Source organism: Micromonospora sp. WMMD1082 (assembly GCF_029626175.1).
Lineage (GTDB): Bacteria > Actinomycetota > Actinomycetes > Mycobacteriales > Micromonosporaceae > Micromonospora.
In genome coordinates this window covers 3,781,177-3,796,011 of the sequence record NZ_JARUBM010000002.1, presented here as the reverse complement: position 1 = coordinate 3,796,011, position 14,835 = coordinate 3,781,177, and the positions used below count along the sequence as shown (strand labels likewise).

11 protein-coding genes and 2 pseudogenes are annotated in these 14,835 nt (G+C 69.3%); 7 read left to right on the top strand and 6 right to left on the bottom strand.

The features are described 5' to 3' along the window. Positions 1 to 14 precede the first annotated feature (14 nt). Positions 15 to 509, bottom strand: a complete 495-nt coding sequence (locus O7615_RS17575) for an HAD domain-containing protein (RefSeq protein WP_278178754.1) — start codon at positions 507 to 509, stop codon at positions 15 to 17. Between the two features lie 23 nt (positions 510 to 532). Further along, entirely contained in the window at positions 533 to 1,735 is a 1,203-nt protein-coding gene (locus tag O7615_RS17570) for an IS110 family transposase (protein ID WP_278178756.1), read from the bottom strand. Between the two features lie 253 nt (positions 1,736 to 1,988). Here O7615_RS17570 and O7615_RS17565 point away from each other — a divergent pair, with 253 nt between their 5' ends. From O7615_RS17565 to O7615_RS17545, 5 genes and pseudogenes are all read left to right on the top strand, one after another. Then, positions 1,989 to 3,530 carry an MFS transporter gene (locus O7615_RS17565; protein WP_278178761.1) on the top strand — a complete coding sequence of 514 codons (1,542 nt, stop codon included), beginning with the start codon at positions 1,989 to 1,991 and terminating at the stop codon, positions 3,528 to 3,530. 273 nt (positions 3,531 to 3,803) lie between these two features. Next, a pseudogene (locus O7615_RS17560) lies at positions 3,804 to 4,582 on the top strand (transposase family protein). 903 nt (positions 4,583 to 5,485) lie between these two features. Continuing rightward, positions 5,486 to 6,199, top strand: a complete 714-nt coding sequence (locus O7615_RS17555; RefSeq protein ID WP_278178760.1) for a YcnI family protein — start codon at positions 5,486 to 5,488, stop codon at positions 6,197 to 6,199. A gap of 77 nt (positions 6,200 to 6,276) precedes the next feature. Continuing rightward, entirely contained in the window at positions 6,277 to 7,962 is a 1,686-nt protein-coding gene (locus O7615_RS17550; protein WP_278178759.1) for a FixH family protein, read from the top strand. A 29-nt stretch (positions 7,963 to 7,991) separates the two neighbouring features. Continuing rightward, positions 7,992 to 8,582 (top strand): DUF1775 domain-containing protein, encoded by a 591-nt coding sequence (locus O7615_RS17545; RefSeq protein ID WP_278178758.1) that lies wholly within the window; start codon positions 7,992 to 7,994, stop codon positions 8,580 to 8,582. Positions 8,583 to 8,892: 310 nt separating this feature from the next. On the opposite strand, the pseudogene O7615_RS17540 reads toward O7615_RS17545, so the two are convergent. Beyond that, positions 8,893 to 9,896: pseudogene (locus O7615_RS17540) on the bottom strand (LacI family DNA-binding transcriptional regulator). A gap of 76 nt (positions 9,897 to 9,972) precedes the next feature. Continuing rightward, positions 9,973 to 11,220, bottom strand: coding sequence for an MATE family efflux transporter (locus tag O7615_RS17535; RefSeq protein ID WP_278178757.1), 1,248 nt, complete (start codon positions 11,218 to 11,220; stop codon positions 9,973 to 9,975). 242 nt (positions 11,221 to 11,462) lie between these two features. Here O7615_RS17535 and O7615_RS17530 point away from each other — a divergent pair, with 242 nt between their 5' ends. Both O7615_RS17530 and O7615_RS17525 read left to right on the top strand, forming a co-directional pair. Next, positions 11,463 to 12,665 carry an IS110 family transposase gene (locus O7615_RS17530; protein ID WP_278178756.1) on the top strand — a complete coding sequence of 401 codons (1,203 nt, stop codon included), beginning with the start codon at positions 11,463 to 11,465 and terminating at the stop codon, positions 12,663 to 12,665. 23 nt (positions 12,666 to 12,688) lie between these two features. Continuing rightward, the gene (locus tag O7615_RS17525) at positions 12,689 to 13,183 is read left to right on the top strand and encodes an HAD domain-containing protein (protein ID WP_278178754.1); all 495 of its coding nucleotides are present in this window, start codon (positions 12,689 to 12,691) and stop codon (positions 13,181 to 13,183) included. Positions 13,184 to 13,379: 196 nt separating this feature from the next. On the opposite strand, the gene O7615_RS17520 is transcribed toward O7615_RS17525, so the two are convergent. Beyond that, on the bottom strand, positions 13,380 to 14,369 hold the full coding sequence (locus O7615_RS17520; protein WP_278178753.1) for an aminoglycoside phosphotransferase family protein: 990 nt from the start codon (positions 14,367 to 14,369) through the stop codon (positions 13,380 to 13,382). 210 nt (positions 14,370 to 14,579) lie between these two features. Next, positions 14,580 to 14,705, bottom strand: coding sequence for a hypothetical protein (locus tag O7615_RS17515; RefSeq protein WP_278178751.1), 126 nt, complete (start codon positions 14,703 to 14,705; stop codon positions 14,580 to 14,582). Positions 14,706 to 14,835: the final 130 nt, after the last annotated feature.

Sequence of the window (14,835 nt, the reverse complement as noted above, 5' to 3'; positions counted from 1 at the left end):
CGGGGGGGGTGTCCCTATGGGTTTGTCAATGGGGCGTCGAGGGTCTTGGCCCAGGCGATGACGTGGTCGATGGCGTCGCGGGTGAGGCCGATCGTCGGGTCGGTGGTGATCAACAGGGTGGGGCTGGTGCGTGTGGCGGCCCAGCTGTGAGCTTCGGGTGTGTGGAGGTCATCGATCCATGCCGCGGGCCGTTGCAGGGCGTAGGTGGCAATGAGTGGGATCTTGTTGCTGGGGTGGAAGGGTGGGGCTGGCATGGTGATCACGGGTAGGGCCGTGATGTGCAGAAGCGGAGCGAGAAGCTGGTTGGCTTCGTCGTTCCAGCTTGTGGCCCATGCGATGTCCAGGACGGTGCTCGCTTCGGTGATCCAGGCGCCGTGTGTGGGGTTGACACGAACGGGTTCCTCGTCCTCAGGGAACAGGTGGTGCTCGGTGTAGCCGGCCGGCGGCTGAGTGGTTCCGTAGGGGTTAAGGACACCGTCGACGTCGAGCAGCAGCAGGGGTCGGCTCATTCGGAGGATTGTGCCTGGTGTGGTCAGCCGGTTGTGACCGCGACGATTGGCCTCGGCTGGTAAGGGACCTTGTCGCGGAGCATGGCGAACAGGACGTCGATGCGGCGGCGGGCCAGGCAGATCAGGGCGGCGTTGTGGCGTTTGCCTTGGGCTCTCTTGCGGTCGTAGTAGGCACGGCTGGCTGGGTCGGCCAGGGCAGCGAACGCGGCGAGGAAGAATGCGCGTTTGAGCTGTTTGTTGCCGTTGCGGGCGGGGTGTTCGCCGCGGATGCTGCTGCCGGAGCGTCGGGTGACCGGTGCCAGGCCGGCGTAGGCGGCCAAATGTCCGGGGGTGGCGAACGAGGTGCCGTCGCCTACTTCGAGCAGGATTCTTGCGGCGGTCCTGACGCCGATGCCGGGCATCGAGGTCAGGACCGCGGCAAGAGGGTGCGCATCAAGCATCCTGTCGACTTCGGCGGCGACCTGGTCACGCTGTTGCAACACGTCGCGCAGGCTGTCGGCCAGCCTCGGCAGGATCGTCTCGGCCGCGGCGGTGCCCGGGACGATGACGGTCTGCTCATCCAACGCGGTCGTGATCCGTTCGACCAGGCGTTCGCCCATGCGCGGCGCGTTCTTGGTCGCGATCGACATCAGTTTGCGGCGTCCGGCCTTGCGCAGCCCGGCCGGGCCGCCGCAGCGCGACAGCAGCTCCAAGACGGCCTTGTGCTGAATGTTCTGGCCCAAAGCTCGCTCCAGAGCTGGATGAATCTGGGTGAGCAGCCCGCGGATGCGGTTGGTCAGCCGGGTGGCCTCACCGGCCAGGTCGTCGTCGAAGCCAACCAGTACCTCCAGCTCGGCGAGGGCTTCGTCGCCGACGTCGACGCGGCGCAGCGTGTGCGGCATGGTGCGGGCCGCATCAGCGATCACGTAGGCGTCGCGGGCGTCGGTCTTCGCGCTGCCGGGGTGCAGGTCGGCGATCCGGCGCATCGCGAGCCCGGGCAGGTAGGCGACCTGCTGGCCGCAGGCACGAGCGACCGCGACAGGCAGCGCTCCGATCGAGGCCGGCTGGTCAACCACGACCAGGACCGGGCCGTGCTTGGCCAGCTTGTCGAAGACCTGCCGCAGCTTGCCCTCCGTGTTGACCAGCGCCGCGTCGTGCAGCCGCTTGCCGTCCCGGCTGAGGGCGACGGCGTGGTGGCCGTCCTTGCCGACATCAAGACCGAGAAACACCTGGTAGTCGCCGTGCATCGCATCGCCTCCCCGCGACGTCGCGTTCCCGTCTCGGTCGCCAGTCTGGCGTCGACTGCCGGCAGCCACGTTACGAAGAGACCTACCCCAACCGAGCGGGCGGCCGTGTCCCTATCAGCGGTCCGTCGACGCCACCCGGCCCGGCGACAACACCCCCCGGATCATCCGTACGACAGGGGCAGTAAGTCATACCGAGCCGGGCGACCGAGCAGTCCCCGGCTGGGGACGATCAAAAAGGTAACGGGACGGGCAGGTGAACATCGCTGGTGGCAACCGGGCCGGCCTGGTACTCGCACTGGTGTGCAGTGTGCAGTTCGTGGACGTGCTCGGCGTCACAGTGCTGGTGGTGGCACTGCCGACCGTGCAGCGTGACCTTGGGGTGGATCCGGCGACGCTGTCCTGGATCGCCGGAGCGTACCCGTTGTTCTTCGGCGGTCTGCTCGTCGCCGGCGGACGGGTGGTCGACACGTTCGGGCGGCGGCGGGTGTTCCTGGCTGGCACGCTGGTGGTGACCGCGGCGTCGGTGGTGTGCGCGCTCGCGCAGCACGGTGTGACGCTGCTGGTAGGCCGGGCAGTGCAGGGAATCGGCGCGGCGGTAGCGGTGCCGGCGGCGCTGGCGGTGTTGCTGGCCGCCTTCCCGTCCGGGCCGCGCCGTACCCGCGCGCTCGGCGTATGGACGCTGTGTGGAGCGTTGGGTGGTGCCGGTGGATTCGTTCTCGGTGGGTTGGTCACCCAGGTCGTGGGATGGCGGTGGCTGTTCGCCGCGCTGGTGCCGGTCGGTGTCGCGGTGGTGATCCTGGCGCGCCGTGCGATCGATGCGGGAAAGGGCACGCCTGCCCGCCCGGATGTTCTCGGCGCGATCCTCGTCACCGGCGCTGCGCTGCTGTTGATCCTCGGGTTCACCCGGGCCGGCGAGTACGGCTTCGGCGACTGGACCGCCTGGTTACCATCGCTGCTGTCGGCGGCCTGCGCGACCGTCTTTCTCGCGGTGCAGCGGTCGGTGGCCGATCCGCTGGTGCCGCCCTGGGTGTGGACGGTGCCGTCGCTGGCGTTGGGTGCCCTGGTGGCGTTGGTGCTGACCTTCACCACCAGTGGTGCCAACGTAGTGGGCACCCTCTTCCTGCAACAGGTGCTCGGCCTGTCCGCCGGGGTGAGTGGTGCGGTGTTCCTGCTCTTTAGCGCGGCGGTCGCGGCCGGCTCGACTGTCGCGTCCCGCGTGGTCCGCCGAGTGGGGCGGGTATCGGCGATGGTGGGCGGTCTGGTGGTTGTCGCCAGCGCCATGCCGGTGAGCGCGATCGCAGTCGATCGGCGGGCGCTGGCGCTGTTCATGGTCGGCCTGGTTGGCTCCGGGCTCGGTCTGGGTGTGGCATCGGTCGCCTCGACCGCGCACGGCACCAGCACCACGGTCGCTGAGAACGCCGGTCTGTTCGGCGGTATCTTGAACGCCGCCGCGCAGATCGGTACCGCGGTAGGCATCGCCGTGCTGTTGGCCGGGGTCTCGATCGGTGCCGGGCTGGCAGCCGGTTCGCCGGACGCGAACGCGTGGGGCCAGGTGGTGGCCTATCTCATCGCCGGGACGCTCGCCCTGCTCACTGCGGCACTCGTCGTGCTGCTCGCGCGGCGGTCGTCGGATGGTCCCGCCCGCCGGTCGGCGTCCAGCCAGGACTACCTGGGCGGGACGTCAACCCGCGCCAGCACCCAGATCCCGCACGATGCAGGGACACCGGGCACCGGCACCGGGTTCATGCCCCCGTTTACCCCCCGGAAACCCGGTCCAAGTGGTGACCATCAGTGACAGGTTACAGCGAGACAGGTGCCGCCACACTGGCCGTGCTTGTCGAAGCGGGGCCAAGCCTTCCTGCTGGCGGCATGACCAGACGACCGTCCCGCGTTGGTTGCGACTGCCAACAGAAACCCTGCACTGACGGCCCGCTCGGCACTCCCCGACAGCCGCCGCCCCGGTCGGCAACCGTAGGGGGCTCTCGGTCTACCCTGGCCGCGCGAATCGGCCCCCTCTCTAAGGGACGTCTCGTAACTGGGTGACTGGTCCATGATGGATCATGTCGGGGTGCAGGTGATCTCGGCGGGCCGCCAGGAGTGGATCTTCCCGTTCACCGGGCTGCAGTCCGCCCAGTTTCGCCGGCTGGTCCGGCTGGTCGCCGAGCGTGGCGGAGACGTGATCGCTGATGGTCGGCCGGGCCGGCCGTGGTCGCTCGACCTCGCCGACCGGGTACTGCTGGTCGCCGCGTACTGGCGCACGAACCTGACGATGCGGCAGATCGGCCCGCTGTTCGGGGTGTCGCACTCCGCCGCTCACAGGGTGATCGACACTCTCGGCCCGCTGCTGGCCCTCACCCCGGGACGCCGTCGTCGGGTCGACCAGATCACCATCGTCGACGGCACGCTCATCCCGACCCGCGACCGCCGCCTGGCCGCCCCGAGCAAGAACTACCGCTACTCGACGAACCTGCAGGTCGCCATCGACGCCCACACCCGCTTGGTCGTGGCCCTCGGTGATCCGCAGCCCGGTAACCGCAACGACACCATCGTCTACCGCACCTCGGGCATCGACCAGAAACTCGCCGGGCGGCCCGTCATGGCCGACGGCGCCTACCGCGGCAACCCCGAGGTGATCATCCCGTACCGCAAACCCTCCGATGGCAGCGAACTGCCCGAGTGGAAGAAGGACCTGAACAAGCAACACCGCACCGTCCGCGCCCAGGTCGAACACGCTCTGGCCCGCATAAAGAGCTTCAAGATCCTGCGGGACTACCGGCGTGCCGCCACACATTGACCGACACCGCCGCCGGCATCGCCCACCTGCACAACATCATCCTGCTCGGGTGACACCAACGCCGGTGCCGGGCAACACCTTCAACCAGTTACGAGACGTCCTTTAGTCAGGTGGATGCCGGTGGCGGCGCGTCCGGCCGGGCGGTCCTCGCCGTCGAGACCGGCCGAAAGAGACTCCCGGAACTGCTCACACCCCATGCCCCGGTAGTCGGCCGATAACGCCGCCCGGTTCCCGGCATCCGCTTCAGCTGCCGGACGACCAGCGGCAACCGGGAACGCCGACGGGCGGCTCCGCTGCGGCTCAACGGGGAAACCAACCGCCGCTCCACGACGACCAGTAGTAGACGAGGAGTGAGAGACGAGGACAGCGGAGGAAATGCACATGCGCGGCTCGGCACTACCCGCCGTACGCCGCCGGGCAGCCACGTTCGCCGTCACCGTGGTGACGGTCATCGGCCGCGACGGGCTGCGGCGGGACCGCCGACACATCGGGGTCCACCGCCGGTCCGGTCCCGTCGGCGACCACCGACAGTGCCACGTTTCATGGTGCGTGACCCGTGGATCAAGGTGGCCGACAAGGGGCATGACCGCCGCGTTCGGCACCCTGGTCAACAACACCGGCACCGACGTCACCACCATCAACCTCCCGGACGGGCACGCGCCGAGGTCGTCCCCTCCGGGCGTGACGCACGGGATGCCCGGACTCGCGGCCCGGCACGCTGTGGTTGGTGACGGATGTGGTAGCGGAGCAGTAGCGCCTGCCACGAAACCTCCCCCTCGGCGGGTCCAGGCCAGGGGGCAGACGAGGTACGTCGAGCCGGGAGCCTCACCAGGCCCACGTCCACGATGCGGAAGATTAGTGTGGTGGGGAACTCGGGACGGGCAGCGACCGACTACTGGGATCGTGGTGTGCTGCGGCGCCGGTCGCGGCACTGTCTCCGGGAAGGTTGTCCAGTTATGAGTGTCACACGTCGCCGGGCCGCGAGGATTGGCGCGCTCGGGCTCTTCGCCGCTACCACGGTGGCGGTCACCGGGTCACCGGCCGCCGCGCATGTCACGGTGAGCCCGTCGGTCACCACCGCGGGTTCCTACACCGTGCTGACGGTCGGCGTGCCGCACGGCTGCGACGGTTCCGCCACGACGAAGGTCTCCATCAAGATCCCTGAGAAGATCGTCTCGGTTACCCCGACGGTGAACCCGAACTGGGCTGTGGAGAAGGTCCTGGCGGACCTGAACCCTCCGGTCAAGGACAGTCACGGCAACGAGGTCACCCAGCGGGTTGCCGAGGTGGTCTACACCGCGAAGACGCCGCTGCCAGACGATCTACGGGACAAGTTCGAGCTGTCGCTGAAGCTGCCGGACGCGCCCGGTGAGACGCTGGTGTTCCCTGCCGTGCAGACCTGCGCGCAGGGTGAGGCGCCCTGGGTGGAGTTGCCCGCCGCCGGCCAGGACGCCGATGAGTTGGAATACCCCGCGCCGAGTTTCGTGCTAACCGCGAAGGCCGACGCCGACACCGAGGGCGCCGACGCTGACGTGCAGCCGGTGGCTCAGACCACCGACGACTCCGGGGGTAATGGCGCTGGCGTGGTCAGCTGGATCGCCTTGGTGCTCGGCGCGCTGGGCCTGGTGGCTGGCGGGCTGGCGCTTCTGCGTAGCCGCAAGTCCGCCTGACGTCGGCGGCGTAGATGCTGTCGCCCAGCATCCTGGTGGTGCGACGGTCGAAGCCGGTTCAGTGGGCATGGTGGACGATGTCCACCACGCTCGCTGGCCTGCTCGGCCTGCTGGCGGCTGTCGTCCCGGCGGCGCCGGCGGCCGCCCATGCGGTCCTGCTGGCCACCGACCCCGCAGACGGGGCCGTGCTGGCGAGCGGCCCGGCCGAGGTCACGCTGACCTTCAACGAGGTGGTGACGGTACGCCCGGGCGGGGTCCGGCTGCTCGACGCGGCCGGAGACGAGATCTCCAGCGATAGCCGGTCGGTGGACACGAACGTGATCCTGACCGTCCCGCCGAACCTTCCCGGCGGCACCTACATCGTGGCTTTCCGGGTCATCTCGGCCGACAGCCACCCCGTCTCGGGCGGGCTCAGCTTCGCCGTCGGCGCGCCCAGCACCGCGGTCGCGCCATTACCGGAGAGCCGTCCGGGGTCCGCGCTGGACGTGCTGCGCCAGGCAGCCGAAGGTGCCGCCTACCTCGGCCTGCTGGTCAGCGCGGGTCTACTCGTCTTCCTGCTCGTCCTGCTGCGTGCCGACGCACCGGTCCTGCGGCGCCGGCTGCTGCGGTTCGCCTCCTGGTCGGCGGGCGTGACCGTGCTGGCGCGGTTGGTCCTGGTGCCGACGGTCCCGGCCTGGCAGGACGGCCGGGACGTGACCGGCCTGGTCGACACTTCCCTGTGGGTGACCGGCCTCACCTCGACGGAGGGTCTGAGTTCCCTGCTGGTCGTCCTCGGCCTGGGCACCGGATTGTGGGCGACCTCGGCCGCCCTGGCATCCGGCAGTGCCGCCGGGGCTACCCGCACCAGCCGGCGCGCGGCGTTAACCGCCGCAGCGTTCGCCGGTGTCGCCCTCGCCTGGGGGGCGGTCGCCCTCGTCGGTCACACCCGCACGTACGGCCCGGCGTGGCTGGTCGTCCCGGCCGACATCCTTCACGTGGCCACCGCCGGCGTGTGGCTGGGCGGGCTGGCGGCACTGCCCTGGACACTCACCCGATCGGCCGACCTGACAGCCGACGCGGCGGCACGGACGGTGTCCGTGTTCTCCCGCACCGCCGCCGTCCTCGTCGGCCTGCTCGGCACCGCCGGTCTGGTGCTCGGCTGGCGCATCCTGCGGTCGTGGGAAGCACTGTGGAGCACCCCGTACGGCCTGGCCCTGCTCACCAAGGTCGGACTGACCGCAGTGGTACTCGCCATCGCCACGCACAACCGGTACCGCCTGGTGCCTCGCGTCACGATCGCAGACCGCGACGACGGCCCTCCAGCGGCGTGGCGGATGCTCCGCCGCACCGTCCGAATCGAGGCGTCACTGCTGATCGCCGTCGTCGCCGTAACCGGATTCCTGGTCACGCAGAGCCCCACCCCCGACACCGCCCCCCGACCCACAGCGGACGGCGCAGACCGCCCACCCGTGCTGGAAGCGCCGCTGGGACCGGGACGAGCGGTCGCCCGGCTCACCCCCGGCACGGTAGGAGTGAACTCGATGGAACTGGACCTCGTCGACACCGCCGGTCAGCCCGTCGTCCCGGTCGCCGACCCGAAGCTGACGGTCCTGCTACCCGCGATGAACGTGGGCCCGCTGGAACGGAAGCTGACCCGCACCGGGCCCGGCCGATACGAGGCGGTCGTCGACCTGCCCCTGGCCGGCTCCTGGGTGCTACAGGTCAGCGTGCGCACCTCCACGTACGACAACCCGGTCGCCCGATTCACGGCGGACGTCCGTTGAACGCGCACCGGTGGACCCGGACGGCTGGCATGGCTGTAGCAGCCACGGTCGCATACCTGGCACTGGGCGCCGCACCCGCTGCCGCCCACGTCGAGGTGGCCGGGGCGCAGCCGAACGGCGACGGCACCACGACCCTCACCTTCAGCTTCGACCACAGCTGCGACGGCTCCCCCACCACCGAACTGGTCGTCGCACTGCCAGACGCAGTGACCGCGACCGCCACCGTCACCCCGGGCGGCTGGTCCGGCGCGGTCACCGACCGCCGGGTCACGTTCACCGGCCCCGGCCTGGAGACCGCCCAGGTAGGTGTGACCACCCGGATCACCGCACAAGCGGGCGACACTCTGATCTTCCCGGTACTGCAACGGTGCGCCGACGGCGGCTCGTACGACTGGATCGACATCACCGCCGACAGCGAACACCCCGCGCCACGGCTGATCGCCACCAACGCCGTCCTGGCAGCCCAACCCGACACGACCGCCGCTCCCACACCCGCCGCTGCGGGCCGCCCGGTACAGGAACAGGGCGGTGGCGCCACCCTGAGCCAGACGCTGGCCGTACTCGCCGCCTTCGTCCTCGCCGCGGCAACAACCGGGTTCGTGCTCGCCCGTCGCGCGTAGCGGGCCGTCACGCTCACAGACGGGACCAGCAGCACGCTGCTCAACCACCAGCCTTGGGCGACCCGCCAGGAACTGGCTCGCCACTTCGAGTGGATCATGGTACAACACATGCCGACGCCACTCTAGTCTTGGCAACCTGTCTCCGATCGACTACGAACGACAACACACGCCGGTCGCGGCGGCCTGACCATCACACGGAAGCCGTCCGGGAGACCGGGGAAGCTCAGTTGCGGCCGTCGTGTGGGGCATGGTGTCGGTGACTGTCGCGCCGGGCGGCGCGGGTGCCTGCTCCGGCACGGCCGACGGATTGTTAGGTGGTGAGGCGGCTGGTGCTGTCTCGCTCTATGAGGTCGACGGTAAATCGTTGCCGGTGACCGGAGGGGATGTCGCCGGTGAGCAGCAGCCGGGTCGCGCTGGCGGCCATCTCTTCCACGGGCAGGCGCATCGTGCTCAGCGGCGGGTTGGCGCAGGTTGCGGCGAGACTGTCGTCAAACCGACGATGTGGATGTCGTGCGGTATTCGGCGGCCGGTGGAGGTGATCGCCTGGACGGCGCCAGCGGCCATCAGGTCGCAGGCGACGAACATCGCGTCGATGTCGGGGTACTCCCCGAGGAGGCGCAGCGCGGCCTGGTAGCCGCCGATGCGTAGGAAGTCCCCCTCGGTGCTGATGTCGGGCATGCCGAGGTGGTTGATGGCGCGACGGTGGCCGGTACGGCGGCGGATCGCGCAGGGGTTGGTGGCAGGGCCGTGGATCGCGGCGATGCGCCGACGACCCAGCGCGTGCAGGTGGGTGACCGCGGTGTAGGCACCGCCGGTGTTGTCGGCCTCGATTGCGGGCACCGACGGGGCGGTGGGAACCAGGGACACCGCCCGGCGGCAGCGGCGGTGGAACCGGTCGGCCATCGCGGGTGTGACGGTAGCCAGGACCGCGCCGACGGTCGCGTTCGCGGCGATCGCGTCGATCGCGTCCGGCGCGGCGTCACCACCGACGGCGTGCAGCCGCACCGGCACGTCGGCGTTCTCCAGCACCGACGTGATCCCGGCGAGCACCCGGCTGTAGTACGGGTGCACTCCGAGCCACCCTTCGTCCTGGCCGTACGAGATCGCGAGCACGTCCACTGCGCGTTGCCGGCCGGAGGCCAACGCCCGTGCGGTCTGGTTGGGTTGGTAGCCCAACCTGGTGACCGCGTCGTGCACCCGCGCCCGTACCGGCCCGGACGCGCCCGGCGCGTTGTTGATCACCCGTGATGCGGTGGCGCGGGAAACGCCCGCAGCCTGTGCCACGTCTTCGATCGTCGGCTTGGCGCTGCTCATGTCCGGATCCCACGTTCCGTCGCCGGGCCGCGCGAGGGGCTGCACGGCTGCCTTCACGATAGGCCCGAGAGCGCTCTCATCCGAAGACCCCTCGGGGTCCAGATGTCGGCCGGGCGTCCGGGCGCGGTGTCGCCGGCAGCACGGGGGTCCGCGATCGGCGCAGCAGGAACAGCGCTGCGGCGGCCGATACGAGTTCGGCCAGCGGGACACTGATCCACAGTCCGGTGGTGCCGATGTGGCTGAGCGCGATCATCAGGGGCGCTTTCACCGCGAGGATGCTCCCGACCGAGAGCAGGTACGAGGGGCGGGGCTGGCCGAGGGCCTGGAAACGGGCCGACAGCAGGGGCACGATCCCGGCGAACGGAAAGCTCAATGCCAGGATCCGCAACGCCGTGGCCGCCTGCTCGCGCATGGCCGGGTCGTTGGTGAACAGCGCGGTCAGGGGGCCGGCTGAGACGATGAGACCCGCGCACACCAGGGTGCCGTAGCCGATCGTGGCGCGGATGGTCAGGACGGTGGCCCGCCTGACCCGCTCGGTTGATCCGTGTCCGGCGTTGTACCCCACAATCGGTTGCATGCCTTGGGCGATCCCGAGCTGCGGCATCGTCACGAACGTGCCGATACGCGTGCACAGCGCCCATGCGCCCAATGCCACCGCCCCGCCGAGGGTGACCAGCAGGTTGTTCGCCAACGCGGTCAGCAGGGCGGCGCCGAATCCGGCGAGGAAGGACGGCGACCCGAGCGCCACCAGGTGCCGCAGCGTGGGTCCGTGTGGTCGCAGGTCGTCCAGGCGGATCCGGTACGGGCGATGCCGCTGGCCGAAGAAGAACCACAGGCTCATCCCCATCGACACCGCCTGACCACCGACCGTGCCCCACGCCGCACCCCGGACCCCCATCCCGAACCCGAAGATCAACAGCGGGTCCAGGATGATCTGCGTGAGCACCGGTAGCACCCACAGCATCGTGGAGAACCGCATCCGGCCCTCGGCGCGTACCAGACTGGAGAAACCCGTCGCGGTGATCGCCCCGGCCAGGATGACGACCGCGTAGTCACGGGCGTAGCCGCGCAGCGGCCCGGTCGCGCCGAGCACGGTCAGCAGCGGATCGATCAGCAGCACCCCGGCGACGCCGACCGTGACCGCGGTCGCCCAGAACACGACGAACGCGGTACCGGCCGCTCTGGCCGCCTGCGCGGTGTCGCCGGCACCGAGGCTGCGTGACACCAGCGACGCCCCACCCGCGCCGACGGTGGTCGCTACCGCACCGACCAGCAGCAACACCGGCGCGACGGTGTTGACCGCGGCGAACGCGACCGGCCCCACGTTACCTTTTTGATCGTCCCCAGCCGGGGACTGCTCGGTCGCCCGGCTCGGTATGACTTACTGCCCCTGTCGTACGGATGATCCGGGGGGTGTTGTCGCCGGGCCGGGTGGCGTCGACGGACCGCTGATAGGGACACGGCCGCCCGCTCGGTTGGGGTAGGTCTCTTCGTAACGTGGCTGCCGGCAGTCGACGCCAGACTGGCGACCGAGACGGGAACGCGACGTCGCGGGGAGGCGATGCGATGCACGGCGACTACCAGGTGTTTCTCGGTCTTGATGTCGGCAAGGACGGCCACCACGCCGTCGCCCTCAGCCGGGACGGCAAGCGGCTGCACGACGCGGCGCTGGTCAACACGGAGGGCAAGCTGCGGCAGGTCTTCGACAAGCTGGCCAAGCACGGCCCGGTCCTGGTCGTGGTTGACCAGCCGGCCTCGATCGGAGCGCTGCCTGTCGCGGTCGCTCGTGCCTGCGGCCAGCAGGTCGCCTACCTGCCCGGGCTCGCGATGCGCCGGATCGCCGACCTGCACCCCGGCAGCGCGAAGACCGACGCCCGCGACGCCTACGTGATCGCTGATGCGGCCCGCACCATGCCGCACACGCTGCGCCGCGTCGACGTCGGCGACGAAGCCCTCGCCGAGCTGGAGGTACTGGTTGGCTTCGACGACGACCTGGCCGGTGAGGCCACCCGGCTGACCAACCGCATCCGCGGGCTGCTCACCCAGATTCATCCAGCTCTGGAGCGAGCTTTGGGCCAGAACATTCAGCACAAGGCCGTCTTGGAGCTGCTGTCGCGCTGCGGCGGCCCGGCCGGGCTGCGCAAGGCCGGACGCCGCAAACTGATGTCGATCGCGACCAAGAACGCGCCGCGCATGGGCGAACGCCTGGTCGAACGGATCACGACCGCGTTGGATGAGCAGACCGTCATCGTCCCGGGCACCGCCGCGGCCGAGACGATCCTGCCGAGGCTGGCCGACAGCCTGCGCGACGTGTTGCAACAGCGTGACCAGGTCGCCGCCGAAGTCGACAGGATGCTTGATGCGCACCCTCTTGCCGCGGTCCTGACCTCGATGCCCGGCATCGGCGTCAGGACCGCCGCAAGAATCCTGCTCGAAGTAGGCGACGGCACCTCGTTCGCCACCCCCGGACATTTGGCCGCCTACGCCGGCCTGGCACCGGTCACCCGACGCTCCGGCAGCAGCATCCGCGGCGAACACCCCGCCCGCAACGGCAACAAACAGCTCAAACGCGCATTCTTCCTCGCCGCGTTCGCTGCCCTGGCCGACCCAGCCAGCCGTGCCTACTACGACCGCAAGAGAGCCCAAGGCAAACGCCACAACGCCGCCCTGATCTGCCTGGCCCGCCGCCGCATCGACGTCCTGTTCGCCATGCTCCGCGACAAGGTCCCTTACCAGCCGAGGCCAATCGTCGCGGTCACAACCGGCTGACCACACCAGGCACAATCCTCCGAATGAGCCGACCCCTGCTGCTGCTCGACGTCGACGGTGTCCTTAACCCCTACGGAACCACTCAGCCGCCGGCCGGCTACACCGAGCACCACCTGTTCCCTGAGGACGAGGAACCCGTTCGTGTCAACCCCACACACGGCGCCTGGATCACCGAAGCGAGCACCGTCCTGGACATCGCATGGGCCACAAGCTGGAACGACGAAGCCAACCAGCTTCTCGCTCCGCTTCTGCACATCACGGCCCTACCCGTGATCACCATGCCAGCCCCACCCTTCCACCCCAGCAACAAGATCCCACTCATTGCCACCTACGCCCTGCAACGGCCCGCGGCATGGATCGATGACCTCCACACACCCGAAGCTCACAGCTGGGCCGCCACACGCACCAGCCCCACCCTGTTGATCACCACCGACCCGACGATCGGCCTCACCCGCGACGCCATCGACCACGTCATCGCCTGGGCCAAGACCCTCGACGCCCCATTGACAAACCCATAGGGACACCCCCCGCCCGACGAACCACGCGTTCGTCAGCGCGTAGACCCCGTACACACCCACCGACATCGTCGTGTGCACGCACGCGTGCCACAGCAGCCGGCCTACCGGCGCGGTACCCAGCGCCGCGACCTGCTCACGACGAACACCGCGACGCAGCGATGACACCGCACCTCCACAACCGCTGCTGGATCTGGTGTCACCGACGGTGATCGAAACCCGCCATGATCGTCGCCAGCCGCGCCTTCGCCTGGTTGTACTGGGCCGCATCGGTGTGCCCGCGATACACCGTCTCGATCGCCATGATCAGATCCAGGTACAGGTTGTAGAGCCGACGCCGCATCCGTTCGGCTGCGGTCACCGGCCGATGCCCGTAGCCACGCAGGAACGGTTCCGGGTCAGAGAACGCCCCGGCCAACTCCGTGGCGGTGAATCCCGCCTCCATCAACGGATCACCGAAGAACGCCCGCTCGTGATCGATGACGCACACGATCGCCCCGTCACGGATCAGGACGTTGCTCTCCCACAGGTCCCACTCGACCAGCACCGGCTCGACAACCTCGTCCAGGCAGTCAGCGTGCGCCGCCACCACCGCGCGGACCGCGTCGTAGTCGACGCCGATGTCGACCCGCCGCCGCTGCCCGTCGCGGAGCACGTCCTCCAACATGCCGGTGAACACCTGCCGCCACGTCGCGCCGGAACCACCACCCAGCAGACGACCAAAGTGACCGCCCTTGATCTGGTTCAGCCGCCGGTTCACCGCGCCCAGCGCTTCCGCGTACCCGGCGTACTCGGCCGCGGGTAGCCGGTTCATGACGATGCCCAGGTTGTCGGCGTCAACGTACTCCATGAAGAAGTAGTCCGCGTCGCACAACTCCCGGCTCGGATCGTAGTAGTGGACCTCCGGCACCGGAACGGTCGTCTGCTGACCGATCAGGGCCAACGCGTGGACCTCGGTGCGCATCATGTCCCGCTCGTAGGTCATCACCTCCACCCCCGCCGGAGGAGCGATCTTCAGTACCACCTGACGCCCGTCACGGAGCCAGATCCGGTAGGCCACGTTGAACCACCCATGGTCGAGTTCCACCGCCCAGCCGCCCCCGACCGGGACCTGGCCGTCGCCGTACGCGCGAGCCACCATCGCCCGCAACACAGCCACCGGCTGCCGGTTCTTCGTGATGCTCTCCACCAAACCCTCCAAGGTCGTGGCACTGGTACCGCGTCGACGCGACGCCGACGGGCCAGCGGCAACACCCTAGAAGCGAGAGCGCTCTCACCGGAACGCGAACCATATCCTCATGTCTGGCAGCTACCGACCTCGCCTTCACACGACCTCACGGCGAACTCTCGGATGATCTGTTACGCGCCCCGCCCGAGAGACTGTCGGGTAACCAGGTCGCTACACGGCGCGAAGTCGTTCGGTGTTGATACGTCGGGCGGCTTCGCGCTCGGTAGCATCGTTCCAACGAGTCGGCTGACAGGCCAGACGTATCGTCATGAGTCGGATCATCGCGACCTTGATCATGAATTGACGGTGAGCCGTTCGTAGTCGCGGGCCAGGCGCCGGTTGCGGACCAGCCATCCGAGGGTCCTCCCCCACGACCCACCTTCGCGGGTGGACCGTGAAGCCCTTGACGTCGTCGCTGCATTTGACG

Coding starts and splice junctions, on each gene's coding strand:
- O7615_RS17575 (WP_278178754.1), bottom strand. CDS start 509: ATGAGCCGACCCCTGCTGCTGCTCGACGTCGACGGTGTCCTTAACCCC.
- O7615_RS17570 (WP_278178756.1), bottom strand. CDS start 1,735: ATGCACGGCGACTACCAGGTGTTTCTCGGTCTTGATGTCGGCAAGGAC.
- O7615_RS17555 (WP_278178760.1), top strand. CDS start 5,486: ATGAGTGTCACACGTCGCCGGGCCGCGAGGATTGGCGCGCTCGGGCTC.
- O7615_RS17550 (WP_278178759.1), top strand. CDS start 6,277: ATGTCCACCACGCTCGCTGGCCTGCTCGGCCTGCTGGCGGCTGTCGTC.
- O7615_RS17545 (WP_278178758.1), top strand. CDS start 7,992: ATGGCTGTAGCAGCCACGGTCGCATACCTGGCACTGGGCGCCGCACCC.
- O7615_RS17530 (WP_278178756.1), top strand. CDS start 11,463: ATGCACGGCGACTACCAGGTGTTTCTCGGTCTTGATGTCGGCAAGGAC.
- O7615_RS17525 (WP_278178754.1), top strand. CDS start 12,689: ATGAGCCGACCCCTGCTGCTGCTCGACGTCGACGGTGTCCTTAACCCC.
- O7615_RS17515 (WP_278178751.1), bottom strand. CDS start 14,705: ATGATCAAGGTCGCGATGATCCGACTCATGACGATACGTCTGGCCTGT.